Source organism: Sulfitobacter sp. M13, assembly GCF_053474885.1.
This window is the reverse complement of record NZ_CM130281.1, coordinates 2,179,869-2,195,635: the sequence shown is the minus strand read 5'-3', so window position 1 is coordinate 2,195,635 and position 15,767 is coordinate 2,179,869. Positions and strand designations below refer to the sequence as shown.

Annotated in this window: 15 protein-coding genes; 7 read left to right on the top strand and 8 right to left on the bottom strand. The window is 59.7% G+C overall.

Annotation, left to right across the window (positions count from 1 at the left end; genetic code table 11):
- Positions 1-27: 27 nt before the first annotated feature.
- Together ACVBAU_RS10515 and trkA are read right to left on the bottom strand one after the other, a co-directional pair.
- Positions 28-1,563, bottom strand: coding sequence for a TrkH family potassium uptake protein (locus tag ACVBAU_RS10515; protein WP_448326206.1), 1,536 nt, complete (start codon positions 1,561-1,563; stop codon positions 28-30).
- A gap of 34 nt (positions 1,564-1,597) precedes the next feature.
- Positions 1,598-2,974 (bottom strand): Trk system potassium transporter TrkA, encoded by a 1,377-nt coding sequence (gene trkA, locus ACVBAU_RS10510; protein WP_138923326.1) that lies wholly within the window; start codon positions 2,972-2,974, stop codon positions 1,598-1,600.
- A gap of 152 nt (positions 2,975-3,126) precedes the next feature.
- Between trkA and ACVBAU_RS10505 the strand changes: the two genes are divergently transcribed.
- Entirely contained in the window at positions 3,127-3,597 is a 471-nt protein-coding gene (locus tag ACVBAU_RS10505) for a hypothetical protein (RefSeq protein WP_448326203.1), read from the top strand.
- 10 nt (positions 3,598-3,607) lie between these two features.
- Here ACVBAU_RS10505 and ntrX read toward each other — a convergent pair whose 3' ends face one another.
- The 5 genes from ntrX to dusB all read right to left on the bottom strand — a co-directional run bounded on the left by ntrX (position 3,608) and on the right by dusB (position 10,822).
- Positions 3,608-5,020, bottom strand: coding sequence for a nitrogen assimilation response regulator NtrX (gene ntrX, locus ACVBAU_RS10500; RefSeq protein ID WP_138923328.1), 1,413 nt, complete (start codon positions 5,018-5,020; stop codon positions 3,608-3,610).
- Positions 5,013-7,235: an ATP-binding protein gene (locus ACVBAU_RS10495; RefSeq protein ID WP_448328967.1), complete on the bottom strand. Its 2,223-nt coding sequence runs from the start codon at positions 7,233-7,235 to the stop codon at positions 5,013-5,015. The genes ntrX and ACVBAU_RS10495 overlap by 8 nt, the downstream gene beginning before the upstream one ends.
- Positions 7,236-7,367: 132 nt before the next feature.
- Positions 7,368-8,741: a response regulator gene (locus ACVBAU_RS10490; protein WP_335744026.1), complete on the bottom strand. Its 1,374-nt coding sequence runs from the start codon at positions 8,739-8,741 to the stop codon at positions 7,368-7,370.
- Positions 8,742-8,744: 3 nt separating this feature from the next.
- The gene (locus ACVBAU_RS10485; protein WP_335744025.1) at positions 8,745-9,836 is read right to left on the bottom strand and encodes a two-component system sensor histidine kinase NtrB; all 1,092 of its coding nucleotides are present in this window, start codon (positions 9,834-9,836) and stop codon (positions 8,745-8,747) included.
- Positions 9,836-10,822, bottom strand: coding sequence for a tRNA dihydrouridine synthase DusB (gene dusB, locus ACVBAU_RS10480; protein ID WP_138923331.1), 987 nt, complete (start codon positions 10,820-10,822; stop codon positions 9,836-9,838). Before dusB ends, ACVBAU_RS10485 begins: the two co-directional genes overlap by 1 nt.
- A 182-nt stretch (positions 10,823-11,004) precedes the next feature.
- Between dusB and ACVBAU_RS10475 the strand changes: the two genes are divergently transcribed.
- The 4 genes from ACVBAU_RS10475 to ACVBAU_RS10460 all read left to right on the top strand — a co-directional run bounded on the left by ACVBAU_RS10475 (position 11,005) and on the right by ACVBAU_RS10460 (position 14,443).
- Complete coding sequence (locus tag ACVBAU_RS10475; RefSeq protein ID WP_448326199.1) at positions 11,005-12,147, top strand: bifunctional 2-C-methyl-D-erythritol 4-phosphate cytidylyltransferase/2-C-methyl-D-erythritol 2,4-cyclodiphosphate synthase; 1,143 nt, start codon at positions 11,005-11,007, stop codon at positions 12,145-12,147.
- Positions 12,144-12,641, top strand: coding sequence for a phosphatidylglycerophosphatase A family protein (locus ACVBAU_RS10470; protein WP_138923333.1), 498 nt, complete (start codon positions 12,144-12,146; stop codon positions 12,639-12,641). The genes ACVBAU_RS10475 and ACVBAU_RS10470 overlap by 4 nt, the downstream gene beginning before the upstream one ends.
- Entirely contained in the window at positions 12,634-13,101 is a 468-nt protein-coding gene (locus tag ACVBAU_RS10465) for a CinA family protein (protein ID WP_138923334.1), read from the top strand. Before ACVBAU_RS10470 ends, ACVBAU_RS10465 begins: the two co-directional genes overlap by 8 nt.
- A gap of 160 nt (positions 13,102-13,261) precedes the next feature.
- Positions 13,262-14,443 (top strand): ammonium transporter, encoded by a 1,182-nt coding sequence (locus ACVBAU_RS10460; protein WP_273099183.1) that lies wholly within the window; start codon positions 13,262-13,264, stop codon positions 14,441-14,443.
- Between the two features lie 61 nt (positions 14,444-14,504).
- On the opposite strand, the gene ACVBAU_RS10455 is transcribed toward ACVBAU_RS10460, so the two are convergent.
- Positions 14,505-14,960, bottom strand: coding sequence for a type II toxin-antitoxin system RatA family toxin (locus ACVBAU_RS10455; protein ID WP_448326196.1), 456 nt, complete (start codon positions 14,958-14,960; stop codon positions 14,505-14,507).
- A gap of 67 nt (positions 14,961-15,027) precedes the next feature.
- Between ACVBAU_RS10455 and hpt the strand changes: the two genes are divergently transcribed.
- Both hpt and ACVBAU_RS10445 read left to right on the top strand, forming a co-directional pair.
- On the top strand, positions 15,028-15,564 hold the full coding sequence (gene hpt, locus ACVBAU_RS10450) for a hypoxanthine phosphoribosyltransferase (RefSeq protein WP_093732217.1): 537 nt from the start codon (positions 15,028-15,030) through the stop codon (positions 15,562-15,564).
- On the top strand, positions 15,561-15,734 hold the full coding sequence (locus ACVBAU_RS10445) for a hypothetical protein (RefSeq protein ID WP_167354508.1): 174 nt from the start codon (positions 15,561-15,563) through the stop codon (positions 15,732-15,734). Before hpt ends, ACVBAU_RS10445 begins: the two co-directional genes overlap by 4 nt.
- Positions 15,735-15,767: the final 33 nt, after the last annotated feature.

Below are 15,767 nucleotides of genomic sequence, written 5' to 3'. Positions count from 1 at the left end.
CTGTTGCGCGCAAAGCTACCTTGCGTGTCATGTGCGCCACAAATCAGGGGTCAGCAGCGCAATAATAGCCAAAGTTTCGAGGCGCCCCAGGACCATTGCCGCACATAGGATGATTTTGGCCCCGTCTCCGAGCTGGATCAGCTCGATCGGCGCATCGGCGGCGAATTCCATTAACGGGCCTGTGGTGGAAAGCGTCGCCACCGACATGACCAGCGCGTCGGCAAAAGGCGCACCCACAAAGGTCAGAAGCAAGGTCACCGCCGCGAGCGACAAGGCAAAGAGCATGAAGAAGATCCAAGCGATAAACGCCCCGTTGCTTTGCAGCCGCCGCCCCGCCTGTCCGGCTCCGGAAACAGAGTGCGGATGGACCAAGCGCTCCATTTCGCGCACACCGTTGCGATAAAGCGCAAAGACCCGCAGCAGTTTGACCCCGCCCGCGGTGGTCGCCACCCCGCCCCCGATCAGCGCCAGCCCCATCAGGATCAGCCCCGGTGTTTCGAGCCCCGACCAGCTTTGGGCCTCGGCCCAGGATGCGCTGACAAATCCGGTGGTCGTCAGGAACGAGGTTACCGTGAACATCGCCCCCCAGAACGCGCTACCGGTTTCAAGCGCTTCGGCACTTGCGTCTACATCGAACGCCCCCAGGAAATGCCGCACGAAAAGAAGCGCAGGGACGCCAAGGATCAACGCCAGGCCGATGCGAAATTCGGGGTCGGTGAAAAGACCGCCTTGGGTTGCCGTCACCGTATCCTTTGAAAAGGTCAGCCGCGACAGCGCGAACAGCATAAACAGCATCATCATTGCTTCGGACCCAAAGCCGACGCCGGTGTCATGGGTGCCGCCCAAGGGCGATATGCCCGAGGTCGCAAGCACCGACATCGCGTGGCACAGCGCCACCAACGACCGGTCGCCATTGGCCAGCAGCAGCACCCACAGCATCAACGTCAAAGCGCAATATGTGGGCGTCAACGCGCCAGCCGCCCGCAGCAGCCGTTGGCGCGGCGCGATCTGGCCCATGTTGCTGCGCCGCTCGTCCGGGTTCCCCGGTTCGGCCTGCGAGGTGACCTCGAATCCGCCAAGGTGCAAAGGAGCCAGAATCGCCGAGGCCGCGATCCACATCAGCAGCCCTCCCATCCATGCGACCTGCGCGCGCCACAGATGAAGCGTGTCGCTGATCCGGCCCGGATCGTCGAACAAGGATGCTCCGGTGGTGGTGATCGAGCTTACCATATCGAAATAAGCGTGCAAAAATCGCGTCGTTGGCAAGGCTTCGAGGAAGGGTATCGCGAGAAGCGCGGGTAAAAACACAAAGCTGGAAAACAGCGACATCAGCGGCCCCAAGGCCCCGTGACGTGCGCGCCGTCCGGCATGGGCAACCGCGATCAGGGTAAAGACGGTCACGCCAAGCAGCCCCGAATAGAAAAATGCCCGCGCGGCCAGATGGTCCTGCGTGGACAGGGCAAAGATCGCCGGAAAGATCGTCGAGGCGCTGAACACGCCAAAGATCAGCAGGAACAGCGGCAGCTCGAGGATCTCGCGGCGGATATAGGATTTGCGTCTCACGTGCGGCGCTCCGGTGATATGGGCGCAGGTGCCATCAGAAAAAGTCGATCGAGACCTGCATCAGCTGTTCGACCTGCGGCACGTCTTTAGCCAGACAGAACACAGCGATGACGTCGCCTTCTTCGATGCGGGTCGTGCCAAGCGGGCGCATCACTTCGTCGCCCTTGCGGACCATGCCCATCAGCGCACCTTCGGGGAAATCAATATCAGACACCCGCTTGCCCGCAATCGGAGAGGTCGAAAGTACCTCGGCTTCGATCACCTCGGCCTCGGCGTCACCGATGGAATAGACCGACCGCACGCGACCATGACGGATGTGGCGCAGAATAGAGCTGACGGTGGTCGAGCGGGGGTTGATATATGCGTCGATGCCCAAGGGTTCCATTAGGGGGACCAGCGTCGGGTCGTTGATCAGCGCGATGACATAGGGGCAGCCTTCGGATTTGGCGCGCACACAGGCCAGCATGTTGGTTTTATCATCATCGGTGATCGCCATCATCGCATCGGCACGGCCAATGCCGGCTTCGGCCAACAAAGACGCATCAAGGCCATCGCCGTTCAAGACGATGGTCCGTTCCAATGCTTCGGCGGCCCGTTCTGCAATGCGGCGGTTCTTTTCGATCATCTTGGTGCGGACGCGCTTGCCGCGTGTTTCGAGGTTTTGTGCGACGGCCAGCCCGACATTGCCCCCACCCACCAGCACGACGCGCTCAAGTTTGCTGGTTTTCTTGCCAAAAATCTCGAGCGTACGCGGGATGTCGTCACGGTGACAAAAGACGTAGCAGGCATCGCCGACAAACAGCTGGTCTTTTGATTCAGGCGCAAACAGCGTGCCGTCCCGGCGCACGCCAACCACAACCGCGCGCAGCGTGGAAAACAGGTCGGTCAATTGGCGCAGCGGCGTGTTCACGACCGGACAGTCCTCGTCGATCTGGATGCCGAGCAATTGCGCCATACCGTCCATAAAGGTTTCAGTATCAAAGGCCGCCGGCGCGGACAGCCGTTGCAGCGCTGCATTCGCGACCTCTTTTTCAGGCGAGATCACAACATCGATCGGCATGTGGTCGCGGCGGTAAAGGTCCGAATAGATCGCCGTCAGATAGGATTGGCTGCGCAGGCGTGCGATCTTGCGGTTGATGCCAAAGACCGAATGCGCCACCTGACAGGTGACCATATTGACTTCGTCCGAGTGTGTCGCAGCGATGATCATCTCGGCGTCGCGCGCCCCCGCACGGTCGAGCACGTCGGGATAGCTTGCAAACCCCGCGATCCCTTGCACGTCCAGCGTATCCGTCGCGCGGCGCACAAGATCGGCGTTGCTGTCAACGATCGTGACGTCGTTGCGCTCGCCCGAAAGATGGCGGGCGATCTGCCACCCGACCTGCCCTGCGCCGCAAATGATCACTTTCATAAATGGGGTTCCTTTGGCGTAAAGCCTTGCCTTGCGTCACCAGCTGAGCGTGCCCGCGTGACCCGTGATATGCCAGTGATTTGAATGACAGATGGCTATGCAAGGGTCAATTCAAATGTCAGAGTTGCGCCATAGTGTGAAGGAGTCAACTGATGCGCAAAGCTGCATTGATCATATGGGGTGGCGTGGCACTGGCGGCCTGCGCACCGCTAAATACCTACTACAAACCCGGGGCCTCTGTCGCGATGGTTGACCGGCAGACAACACAATGCCAGGTCGATGCCCTGGCGAAGGTGCCGGTGGCACTACAGACCCTACGCACCCCGCCGCGTTTTATCCCGCCGCGCCAGATCTGCCGGTCTGACGGTCGCTGCTATACCCGCACGGGATATTTTGAACCGGGTCAAACCTATACGGTGGACCCAGGTGCCGATCTGCGCAAACGGGTCGAAACACAGTGCATGGCAGACGCGGGCTTTGCGCCGGTGTCGATCCCGCAATGCCCTGCAGGCATCGCCAAATCCGCGCCAGTAGGGCGCACCACCGCCCTGCCCGCGCTGAACGTCAAGTCTTGCGTGATCCGCAACGGCGACGGTAGCTTTCAGATCGTGACCCAAGGCTAAGCCACGGGGGTCAGCCTTCGCTGGCCCCGTCATCATCCACATGCGCCACCCGCGTGCCTGACTTGGCAGAGGTCACCACCCCGAGGCTCTTGAGCTTGCGGTGTAGGGCAGATCGCTCCATTCCGACGAAATTGGCCGTGCGGCTGATGTTGCCGCCGAAACGGTTGATCTGGGTGAGCAGATATTCGCGTTCAAACGCTTCGCGGGCTTCACGCAGCGGCAAAGTGGCCAAGGCCCCCGACAAGACGACACGCCCTTCGTCGTCGGTGGTCTCTTCTTCGCCCGGCAGTTCGCGCGCCTCAATCGGGCCAGTCCCATCGCCAAGGATGAGCACGCGTTCCACAAGGTTCTTGAGTTGGCGCACGTTGCCAGGCCAGACCATGGTCTGCAAAAGGGCTTCAGCATCACCAGAGAATTCACGCAGCGGCAGACCCTGCGAGGTGTTGAAATCGGCGATGAAATGGCGGGCCAAGACCGGAATATCATCGCGACGTTCTTCCAGCGACGGGACCGAGATCGGCACGACATTCAGCCGGTGAAAGAGTTCTTGACGGAATGTGTCTTCCTTGATTGCGGCATCCAAGTCTTTGCTTGTGCTGGATATAACGCGTAGATCAACGCGGACCTTGTCGTTGCCTCCGACGCGTGTGAACTGCTGATCCACCAGCACCCGCAGGATTTTCGATTGCGTCCCAAGCGGTAGATCGGCGACCTCGTCAAAGAAGATCACACCGCCATGCGCCTGTTCAAGCAGACCAGGTTCGACGCCGCGTTCGGGGGTTTCGCGCCCAAACAGCACTTCTTCCATCCGGTCCGGCGCAACGCTGGCGCAATTGACGGTAACAAACGGTGCCGAAGCGCGGTTGGAATTGGCGTGGATATAGCGCGCGGCGATTTCCTTGCCCGCGCCCGCAGGCCCGCGCAACATGACGCGGCCGTTGGATTTGGTAACTTTATCGAGCTGCCCCATGAGGGTCTTAAATGAGGTCGAGCTGCCGATCATATCGGTGCTCACCACCTCGCGCCGCTTGAGGCTCTGGTTTTCGCGGCGCAAGCGAGAGGTCTCCATCGCGCGGCGGATCACCACCATCAGCTGATCAATATTAAAGGGTTTTTCGATGAAGTCATAGGCACCCTGCTTGATCGCCGCGACCGCAATTTCAATATTCCCATGCCCCGAGATGATGACAACGGGCACATCAGGATTGTCCCGTTTTACTGTTTTCAGAATATCGATTCCGTCCATCCGGCTGTCCTTTAGCCAGATATCAAGGATCATTAGCGCAGGCGGTTCGGCATTGATCGCCGCGATCGCGTCGTCCGAATTGCCCGCCAGTCGCGTGACAAAACCTTCGTCCTCCAGAATGTCCGAAATCAACTCGCGAATGTCGCGCTCGTCGTCAACGATCAGAATGTCACTCATTATGGGTCTCCAGTTCTGGTGTTCCGGTGGGGGCAGCAAGGGGGAGCGTGATGACCGCCATTGCGCCGAAATGTGTTTCGCCCGCAAAGACCGGTGCGTTTTCCAACGATAGTGTCCCGCCGTGTTCTTCAATGATCTTTTTCACGATGGACAAGCCAAGACCAGTCCCTTCGGAGCGGGTGGTGACATATGGCTCGAACAGTCGTGCGCGGTCTTCAGGCAATCCGATGCCATTGTCCGCTATGGTAATTTGTAGCGCTGTTTGGCTGGTGGTCAACTGCACATTGATCCGCGGCTCAATCTCTGCGTCAGCGTCTTTTTCATGACGGCTTTCAATGGCTTCGCCCGCATTCTTAATTAAATTTGTCAAGGCTTGCGACAGCATTGTCTGATCAATGCGCGCCAAGACGTCCTGCGTCGGCAGATTGGCGCTGATGGTGACATCTGGCTGGCCGGACTGCTGTAGCACGACCGCATCCCGCAGCACCTGAACCACGTTTTGCACCGATGTCTCGGGCTCTGGCATGCGCGCAAATTTCGAGAATTCGTCGACGATGCGCCGCAAATCGCCGGTCTGTCGGATGATCACGCCAGTGAGTTGCTCGAGGCTCGCGGCATCGTCAGGCAGCTTGGGGCCGAACTTGCGCTGGATCCGCTCTGCGCTCAACTGGATCGGGGTCAGCGGGTTCTTGATCTCGTGTGCGATCCTGCGCGCCACGTCGCCCCACGCCGCCATACGCTGCGCGCTGACCAGATCGGTCACATCGTCAAAGGCCACAACATAGCCCTCCAGCCGACCGTCCTCACTGCGACGGGTGGCGACGCGGACCAGCAGGTTTTCCATCTGCCCCTGACGCGAGACTTTGATCTCGCTCTGCGCGACCTCGTTCTGACCGGTCACCACGGTGTTGAACAACGACCCGAATTCAGGCACCGCGACAGAAAGCGCGAACGATTGCTGGTCCTCGCTCCAGTCCAGTAGCCGCGCGGCGGACCGGTTCACAAAGGCGACCCGCCCTTCAGGGTCCAGACCCACAACACCCGAAGTGACCGAGCTGAGCACCGAATCAAACAAGCGGCGGCGGCGTTCAATCTGGCGCGTGTTGTCGAGCAAGGTTTCACGCTGGCCTTTAAGCTGCTTGGTCATCTGGTTGAAATAGCGCCCCAGCATCGCGATCTCGTCATCGCCGTCTTCCTCGCGTACCTGCACCTCAAGATCACCGGCACCAACCTGCTGTGCCGCCCCCGTCAAACGGCCAACGGGGCCCGAAAGACGTTCAGCGAACCAGAGCCCCAGCCAGATCGACGCCAGAATAAGGATCACCGCAAACCCTACGTAAAGCAGCCCGAATTCAAAAAGCAGCTTGCCGCGTTCGTTTTCAAGCTGTTGGTACAGCCGTACGGTTTCCTTGGTATCATCAAGGAGTGACAGGATTTTTCCGTCCACGTCGCGGCTGACATAGAGGTAGCGATCGACGAAGGCATCCATCACGACCAGTGCGCGGAATTCATTGTTGGCCCAGTCCTCGATCACCAGTGGTGCACCGTCCAGCGCCTGTGCCTCGCGGATCTGTTCGGGCGTCGGTTGTTCGAAATCAAACAGATAGGACCGGTCGCCGCGCGCGCGGATCTCGCCGGTGCCGTCGATCATATAGGCCTCGCGCAGACCCCGCTGGATCAGGCGCTGCCCATCCGCCAAAAGCTGCGTATCGGGCACATCAACACCCTGATTGCGGGCCTGATCAATCGCACGAGCAAGTGCTATCGCATCCTCCCGCAGATCATCGCTTTGCTCGTTCTCGTAGGCTTCGGCGGCAGCAAGAGAGTTCCCCACCACAGACCGAACCCGATCCGAGAACCACCCCTCGAGCCCGACATTGATCGTCAGCCCCGCAAAAACCGCGACGCTGACCGTCGGGATCAACGCCATCAACGCGAACACGCCGGTCAGCCGAAGGTGTAGCCGCGATCCTGCGGATTTCGCCCGACGTGCCGCGATCAACCGCGCGACCTCGCTTAGAACAAGCGCTGCGACCAGCAGGATATAGACCAGATCAATCAGCAGAATGATGCGCAGGCTTGGGGTATTGCCGCCCTGTTCAAGGGGCCCAAGCACCAGATAGGTGACAAGCGCAAGCACCGGCCCCAGAACCACAAGCCCCAGGGTCGCCAAATTGCGCACGCGCCGGATCCGGCGCAGGCGCTCAAGCCGCATAAGATAATAGCTGCGTGACCGGGTAAGCACCCGCTATCCTCACCGATGATGTGATGCACGAATGCATCAACCGCCCATTTATGTGATCCTGATCCAGCCTTGAGGCTAGATGGCCACGGTTATGTGGCGCTTTTACATCATTTTCCGACCGCGTGTCACCTCAATATCGAGATCGGTGATCTTTTTTCTCAATGTATTACGGTTGATTCCCAACAAGTCGGCACATTTCGCCTGATTACCTGCGGTTGCGGCCAGTGCAATCTCGATCAAGGGCGCTTCAATTTCGCGCAAAATACGGGCGTAAAGGCCGGGGGGCGGCAGCATTGATCCGTGCTGATCGAAATACCGTTGCAAATGCCGCTCTACGGACGCCCCGAGCTTTTCGGTATTGGCCTGCGCGCGCAGGGGTTCGGGATCGGGCTGGGCCCCCAGAACTTGCTCTGCCTCGGTTTGGGTGATCTCTGGTGCACGGCTGGTCAGCGCCAGTTGGCGCATCGCGTGTTCCAGCTGGCGTACGTTGCCGGGCCATTGATAGTTGGCAAAGACTTTTTCCGCCCCTTCAGACAGGGCACGTGGCGCGGAATTGCCGGTTTCAGACCGTTCAAGAAAATGCGCGGCGAGCAAGGCAATGTCATCTACCCGGTCACGCAGCGCAGGGACATGCAGCGTTGCGCCCGAAAGACGGTAGTACAGGTCGCGGCGCAGCGTACCCGCTTTCATTGCGGCGGCCATGTCGGACTGGCTGGTCGCAAGAAAACGCGGCGCATGTTCACCGGGAGAATCCATCATCCGCGCGATACGCGCCTGAAGTTCCTCTGGGAAATCGCCGATCTCGTCGATCAACAGTGTCCCGCCGCGCACCCGTGCCAGCGCGCGCATTGGGCCCTCGATGTCTTGCAAATCGGCCGAGGTCACGGTGACAAACGGCAGGTTCCGCCGGTCGGAAAAATCGTGGATAGCCTTGCCGATCAGCGACTTGCCTGTACCGGATTCACCCCAGATCAGGACCGGTAGATCGGTGTTCATCACCCGCGCCACGACGCGGTACAGCGCTTGCATCACCGGCGTGCGCCCCACCAGCGGCAGATCATCGCGGTCCCCATCGGTGTCAGAGCTTGTCTGCGCCGGACGCCGCGTCGGGCCACTGCGCTCAAGCGCGCGGGCCGTACGTTTCATCAGGTCAGGCAGATCGAAAGGCTTGGGTAGATAGTCATAGGCCTCGGCCTCTGCTGCCTTGATCGCGGTCATGATCGTGTTCTGCGCCGAGATCACGATCACAGGCAGGCCGGGACGGTCCTGTGCAATCTTTGGCAGCATCTCGAGCCCGTTGCCGTCAGGCATGACCACATCCGAGATGACCACATCGCCTTTGCCTTCGCCCACCCAACGCATCAGGGTCGTCAGGCTGGATGTCGCGTGCACCTTGCAGCCTGCGCGGGTCAGTGCCTGTGTCAGAACGGTGCGAATTGTGCGGTCGTCGTCAGCAACCAGAACTGTGCCATCCATCTGTTATCTCTCCTGTTCGGAAGCTGTATTTTCAATTTGGGTCTTGTCGGCCCGCGGCAGCGAAATGCGGAACACGGTCTTGCCGGGAACCGAATCTACCGTGATCCAGCCGCCGTGGTCGGAAATGATCTTGCTCACCAGCGCCAACCCCAGACCGGTGCCGTTCTCGCGCCCCGACACAAAGGGTTCAAAGACATCGGCGCGGATCGCTTCGGGCAGGCCGGGGCCGTCATCAATCACCTCGATCTGCAGCGGCAGCGACTGTGCCGTCCCGTCAGAGCGCCGCAGGCGGAAGGAATGTTCGTAATAGCTGTGCAGCCGGATCGTGCCGCCCGACGGGCCCGCTGCCTCTGACGCGTTCTTGATCAGGTTCAGCACGACCTGCAACAGCTGGTCCTTGTCGCCCAAGGCCGGCGGCAGCGAGGGGTCATAATCCTCGATGATCTTCATCCGCGCGCCAAACCCCAACAACGCGGAACGGCGCGCACGATCAAGCGCATCATGCAGGTTCACAGCCTTGCGCTCCGGCGGCATCAGGTTGCCGAACTGTTCGACCTGCTCCAGCAGCTTCACGATGCGGCGCGATTCCGCGACGATCAGATCGGTCAGCTCCAGATCCTCGGTGCTCAGGTTCATGCTGAGCAATTGCGCGGCACCCGTGATCCCCGCCAGCGGGTTCTTGATCTCGTGGGCCAGCATCTCGGCCATGCCAATGGCGGATTTGGCGGCGGATTTGACAGAATTGTTCTGCGTCATGCGTCCGGCCATCTCGCGTGGGGTGATCATCAGGATCATCTGCCCCGCGGCATCGATCAGCGGCGCAAAATGCAGCGCACATTGCACCGGCGGGCGCTGACCGCTGCCGACATCCACATCATTCACGAACAAGGGCGTGCCATTCTCTCGGGCGCGGGTGAACGCCTCTTCCAGCGGGGCATCGACGGCAATCATGTCCCAGACCGGCACGCCGCGCACGGATTTGGCAGAGGCGTTCAAAAACCCTTCGGCTTCGGAGTTCAGCTCGGCGATCGTGTCATCGATGTCGATCAAAATGGCGGGCACGGGTAGCGATGCAAAGACGGCATCCAGCGACATCAGGCGGCCTCCAACTGGTGGTCCGGCAAGCAAGCGGACGGAATAAGACGGTGCACATCGGCGGGGCTGGATGCGGTCAACATGGCACGGCGCAGATCGGCGGGCGTGTTGCTGGTGTCCATGTACCAACCCAGATGCTTGCGCGCGACGCGCAGGCCGATGACCTCTCCGTAGAACTGAATAATCGCCTCGTAGTGGTCGGCTACCATGCGCGCGAAATCGGCCCCCTGCGGGATCACCGGCGCGGGTGCGCCGAACAGTTCATGGGCGACCTGTGCCAGCAGCCATGGTTTGCCTTGGGCTCCACGCCCGATCATGACACCGTCGGCACCCGATTGCGCCAGCGCCTGACGCGCGGCAGCGGTGCTGATAATGTCACCATTGGCGATAACCGGAATACTGACCGCCTGCTTGACGCCCGCAATGGCAGCCCAATCGGCGGCACCCTTATAGAACTGGCAACGTGTGCGCCCGTGGATGGTGATCATGGTGATCCCCGCTTCTTCGGCCCGCGCAGCGATCTGCGGCGCGTTAAGCATGTCGTCGTCCCAACCCAACCGCGTCTTGAGCGTGACGGGCACCTTGACGGCATTCACGACCGCTTCGATCAGGCGCAGCGCGTGGTCGGGCGTTTTCATCAGCGCAGAGCCGGAAAAGCCTTGCGTCACTTTTTTGGCCGGACAGCCCATATTGATGTCGATCACCCGCGCACCCTGCCCTTCGACCATGCGCGCGGCTTCGGCCATTGGCGCGGCTTCGCGGCCCGCCAGTTGCACGGCAGTCCCTTCTACGCCCAGACCCAGTTCAGCCTTTTCCAGCGCACCGGGGCGGGCATTGATCATATCGACGCTGGCGACCATCTCAGACACCACAAGCCCTGCGCCGAAGGACGCCACCAGATTGCGAAACGGCAAATCGGTGATCCCCGCCATCGGGGCCAGCAGAACCGGCGGGTCGAGTTTGAAAGGCAGATCCGAGAGATCCAAACGCTTAATCCTTGTGCAGTTGCCTTTGGTGTACCGAGCCAAGGGTGGGAACTCAATCAAACCAGCAGCTCTGGCCGGTGAAAAACTGACCTATTGCCTAAAATTTAATCACATAGTGCAGCCGATTGCGCCGGCAGCTTTCCCTGCTTAGAACGGGGCTAGTTTATCCAAGGGAGTGGACGATGGCGTCGACACCGAAAATCGCAGCTCTCATCGTGGCTGCCGGACGGGGCACACGTGCGGGTGGCGCAGTGCCAAAGCAGTGGCAGCCGCTGTGTGGTAAACGTGTGATCGACCACACGCTGACCGCATTTCAGAGGCATCCCAAGATCGAGCGGATCATCATCGTTCTGAGCGCCGGTGACATGGCGCAGGCTGATAGGTTTACCGCGCAAGGCTGCCTTGTGGCCGAAGGTGGCGCAGATCGCGCAGCATCAGTCCGCAACGGGCTGGCGTTGCTGGGGGATGCCGATCTGGTGCTGATCCACGATGCCGCCCGCCCCTGTGTCACGCCGCATGTTATCGACGGCGTGATCGACGCGCTGGCCACGCATGCTGCCGCCGCGCCGGGTCTGCCTGTCACAGACGCGCTTTGGGTCGCCGAAGACGGTGCCGTTGCAGGCACGCAGGACCGCACGGCGCTTTATGCCGCGCAAACCCCCCAAGGCTTCGACGCTGCCACAATCCGCGCCGCTCATGCCGCGTTCAAAGGTGTCGCCGCCGATGATGTCGAAGTCGCCCGCGCCGCGGGTGTTGCGGTTGCCATCACCCTTGGCAGCGTGGATAACCTGAAAATCACGGTGCCGGGTGATTTGTCCCGCGCCGCCCGTATATTGGAGTCTTCGATGGATATTCGCACCGGCAACGGGTTCGACGTACACGCCTTTGGTCCGGGGGATCATGTGACCCTTTGCGGCGTCGAAATTCCGCATGATCAAGGGCTTGTGGGACACTCGGACGCTGATGTTGGCATGCATACTGTCACCGATGCGATCTATGGTGCGCTGGCTATGGGGGACATCGGCCAGCACTTCCCCCCGTCTGACCCGCAATGGAAAGGCGCGCAAAGCCACATCTTCTTGCGTCATGCCGCCGATCTGGCGCGCAGCGAAGGATTCACCCTGACCCATGTCGATTGCACGCTGATCTGTGAATATCCCAAAGTGGGGCCTCATGCCGCAGAGATGCGCCGCGTCATGGCCGATATACTGTCGCTTGAAGAAAACCGCGTTTCGGTCAAGGCAACCACTTCCGAACGTTTGGGATTTACCGGCCGCGGCGAAGGCATCGCCTGCATGGCCACAGCAACATTGGTGAAACTATGACTTTGGCAAAGCTGATCGCGACCGTTCTGGGGGTTGGCTATATCCGCCCCGCGTCAGGCACTTGGGGCTCGCTTGTGGCGCTGCCTTGGGCGTGGCTGCTGCATGTGATCGGCGGGCTGCCATTGCTGATTGCGGGCGTGATCCTCACATTTGCAGCAGGCTGGTGGGCCACTGCGCAGATGACCGCAGGCAGCACCGACCATGACCCGTCCGAGATTGTGATCGACGAGGTCGCCGGCCAGTGGGTCGCGCTGCTGCCACTGAGCTATGCAAGCTGGACCATGGACATGAATATCCTTGTGATGTGGCCAGGCTGGATTGCAGCGTTTGTGCTGTTCCGTCTGTTCGATATCTGGAAGCCGCTGGTCATCGGCTGGGCCGACCGGCGCGGCGATGCGCTTGGGGTCATGCTGGACGATATCTTTGCAGGCATCTTCGCGCTGCTCGGGGTGATTGCACTGGCGGTGCTGTATCACGTGTATCTCTTTGCCTGATCTGCGCGCCCTTCTGGACCGCGCCCGCGACCGTGGCGTCATGATCGCTTGTGCTGAAAGCTGCACCGGCGGCATGGTCGCTGCCGCGCTGACCGAATTGCCCGGATCATCGGCGATCTTTGACCGGGGTTTTGTCACCTATACGAATGCCGCCAAAATCGACTTGCTGGGCGTCAGCGCCGCGACGCTGGACGTCCACGGTGCGGTATCGGAGCAAGTCGCGTTAGAGATGGCGCGGGGTGCGCTGGCACGATCAGGGGCTCAGATTGCCGTCTCTATCACCGGTATCGCAGGCCCCGGCGGGTCAGAGCATAAGCCCGAAGGTCGGGTGTGTTTCGGCCTCGCATCCGCGGCAGGCATCACCACCCACACTCAAGAGTTCGGTGCCTTGGGCCGCGATAGCGTTCGTCTTGCTGCCCGTAATTACGCCCTAAAGCTGGTTTTTGCAGCGATTGCATAACGCCCATAATTTGAGCGACACTGCGGATTATCTGCCTATATTTGTGGCGAATATAGAAACGCCCGTTTAATCACCGGCTTTGCCCGCTTTTTAACTTTTTTCCGACGCGCACATCCGTTTCACCCGTTTGCAACCTAAAACCTTTCGGGAGGAAACCAAGATGAACGCAGCTGATACGGCATGGATCATGACGGCCACGGCCTTGGTCCTGTTCATGACATTACCGGGACTGGCCCTGTTCTATGGCGGGCTCGTGCGCAGCCGCAACGTGCTGAGCGTGTTTATGCATTGCTACGGCGTCGCTTGTTTGATGAGCGTGCTGTGGTTCTTTGCCGGCTACTCCATCGCGTTTGGACCGGACACCTCGGGTATCTGGGGTGGTTTGGGCAAGATCGGCCTGTCGGGCGTCACCGCAGAAAGCCTGTCTGGCACCCTGCCCGAGATCCTGTTTTTTGCCTTCCAGATGACCTTTGCGATCATCACACCAGCGCTGATCGTCGGCGCTTATGTTGAACGCATCGGCTTTGGTTTTGTGATGCTGTTTTCGGGCCTGTGGATGCTGCTGTGCTATGCGCCGGTGGTGCACTGGATTTGGGGCGGAGGCTTTCTTGCGGATGGCGGTATCTTTGGCGAGGTCGGCGTGCGCGATTTTGCAGGTGGCATCGTCGTGCATGAGACAGCCGGTCTTGCCGCGTTGATCCTTGCCGTTTTCCTCGGCCCACGTTTGAACCACAACACGCCGCCTCATAACCCTGGCTTTGTGATGATTGGTGCGGCGATGCTGTGGGTCGGCTGGTTCGGCTTTAATGGTGGCTCGCAACTGGCGGCAGACGGCGGGGCCGCGATGGCAATCACCGTGACCCACATCTCTGCCGCGACGGCGTCGCTGACATGGGCACTGTGGGAGCGGATCAAGTTCGGCAAAGCGTCTCTGGTGGGCATCGTCACAGGTACCATTGCGGGCCTTGCATCAATCACGCCGGCGTCCGGATTCGTCGGCCCGTGGGCAGCCCTGCTGATCGGCGCTGTCGCCGGTATCCTGTGTCAAGAAGCCGTCGTGCTTATCCGCAACAAGGTCAAAATCGACGACACGCTCGATGTCTTCGCTGTGCACGGGGTCGGTGGTATCTTTGGCACCATCATGATCGCTGCACTTGGTGCAGGCACGTGGACCGCGCAGCTGGGGTCGCTGGCAATTGTTGGGGTCTATACCACGGTGGTGACGGTCGTGCTGGTGCTGGTCTGCAAGGCGATCACGCCATTGCGGGTCAGCAAAGAGGTTGAGGTCAACGGGCTCGATCTGTCGGTCCACGGTGAACGCGCCTATGATCTAAGCAGCTAACCCAAATCGAACAAACACACGCAAAGGCCCCTTCTTGGGGCCTTTGTCGTTTCAGGCGGCGCTATGCCCCCGCGCCATATAGCACAGCGGCGCGTTTCTCGAATGCGCGCACCACCCGCTGCATCGCCTCGTTAAATACGACGCCGATGATCTTTTGCAAAATCGCATTCTTGAATTCGAAATCGACAAAGAAATGTATCTTGCATTTGTCGTCGCCGATGTCCTCGAACCCCCAGTTCGACTTCATATACTTGAACGGGCCGTCCAGATATTCTGTGTCGATCTTTCTGGCCTCTGGCCACAGGACAACGCGGCTGGTGAACCGTTCACGAAACACCTTGAAACTGATGACAAGATCGGCGTCCATCACCTCGTGATCGCCCATGTCCTCGCGGCTTTTAATCCGCGCGGCGGCGGTCCAAGGTAAAAAATCGGGGTATGACGCCACATCGGCCACCAGATCATACATCTGTTGGGCGGTATACGGCAGCTCGCGGGTCTCTGAATGGGTAGGCATTGATTTCCATCTGTCATGAAGTTAGCCCTTATGAAATCTTAACTCCTCCTTTTTCAAGGTAAAACCAATGACAACGCGACCATATGTCATCGACGAAATGATCTCGGCCAAGGCAATTGCCGCACGGATCGAAACCCTGTGCCGTGAAATTCAGACCGAATTCGAAGGCACTGAAAAGCTGACAGTTGTCGGTTTGCTGCGCGGGTCCTTCGTATTCATCGCTGATCTTGTGCGCGAACTAAACCTGCCCATCGAAGTCGATTTCCTAGAAGCGTCCAGCTATGGCGATGGTATGGAAAGCACGCGGGAAGTCCGTATTCTCAAAGACTTACGCGGCGCAATTGAAGGTCGTGACGTATTGGTCGTCGAAGATATCGTGGACACGGGTCACACCTTGCATCACGTACGCAATCTGCTGCTGTCGCGTGAACCTGCGCGGCTGAAAACCATCGCATTGCTCGACAAACCCAGCCGCCGCGAGGTGGACATGAAGGCCGACTGGATCGGCTTTGAAATTCCCGATGAATTTGTCGTGGGGTATGGCATCGATTACGCACAGCGCGACCGCAACCAGCCGTTTATCGGCAAGGTCCGCTTCACATGAACATCGCATGGCTGATGCGCATGAGACGTTGGGTGCAAAATCCGCCCTCGGCCAGTCGCGTCAAGTTTGTCTTTGCGGTTGTACTGGCCGGCGCGTTGATCTTTGGCGCGGAATACTTTGGCTACTGGCCCGAATGGGCCACAACCGAACGCATCAAGAAACCCTTCTGACTTTTCCAAATGGCAAAAAATCCCGGGGAGTTT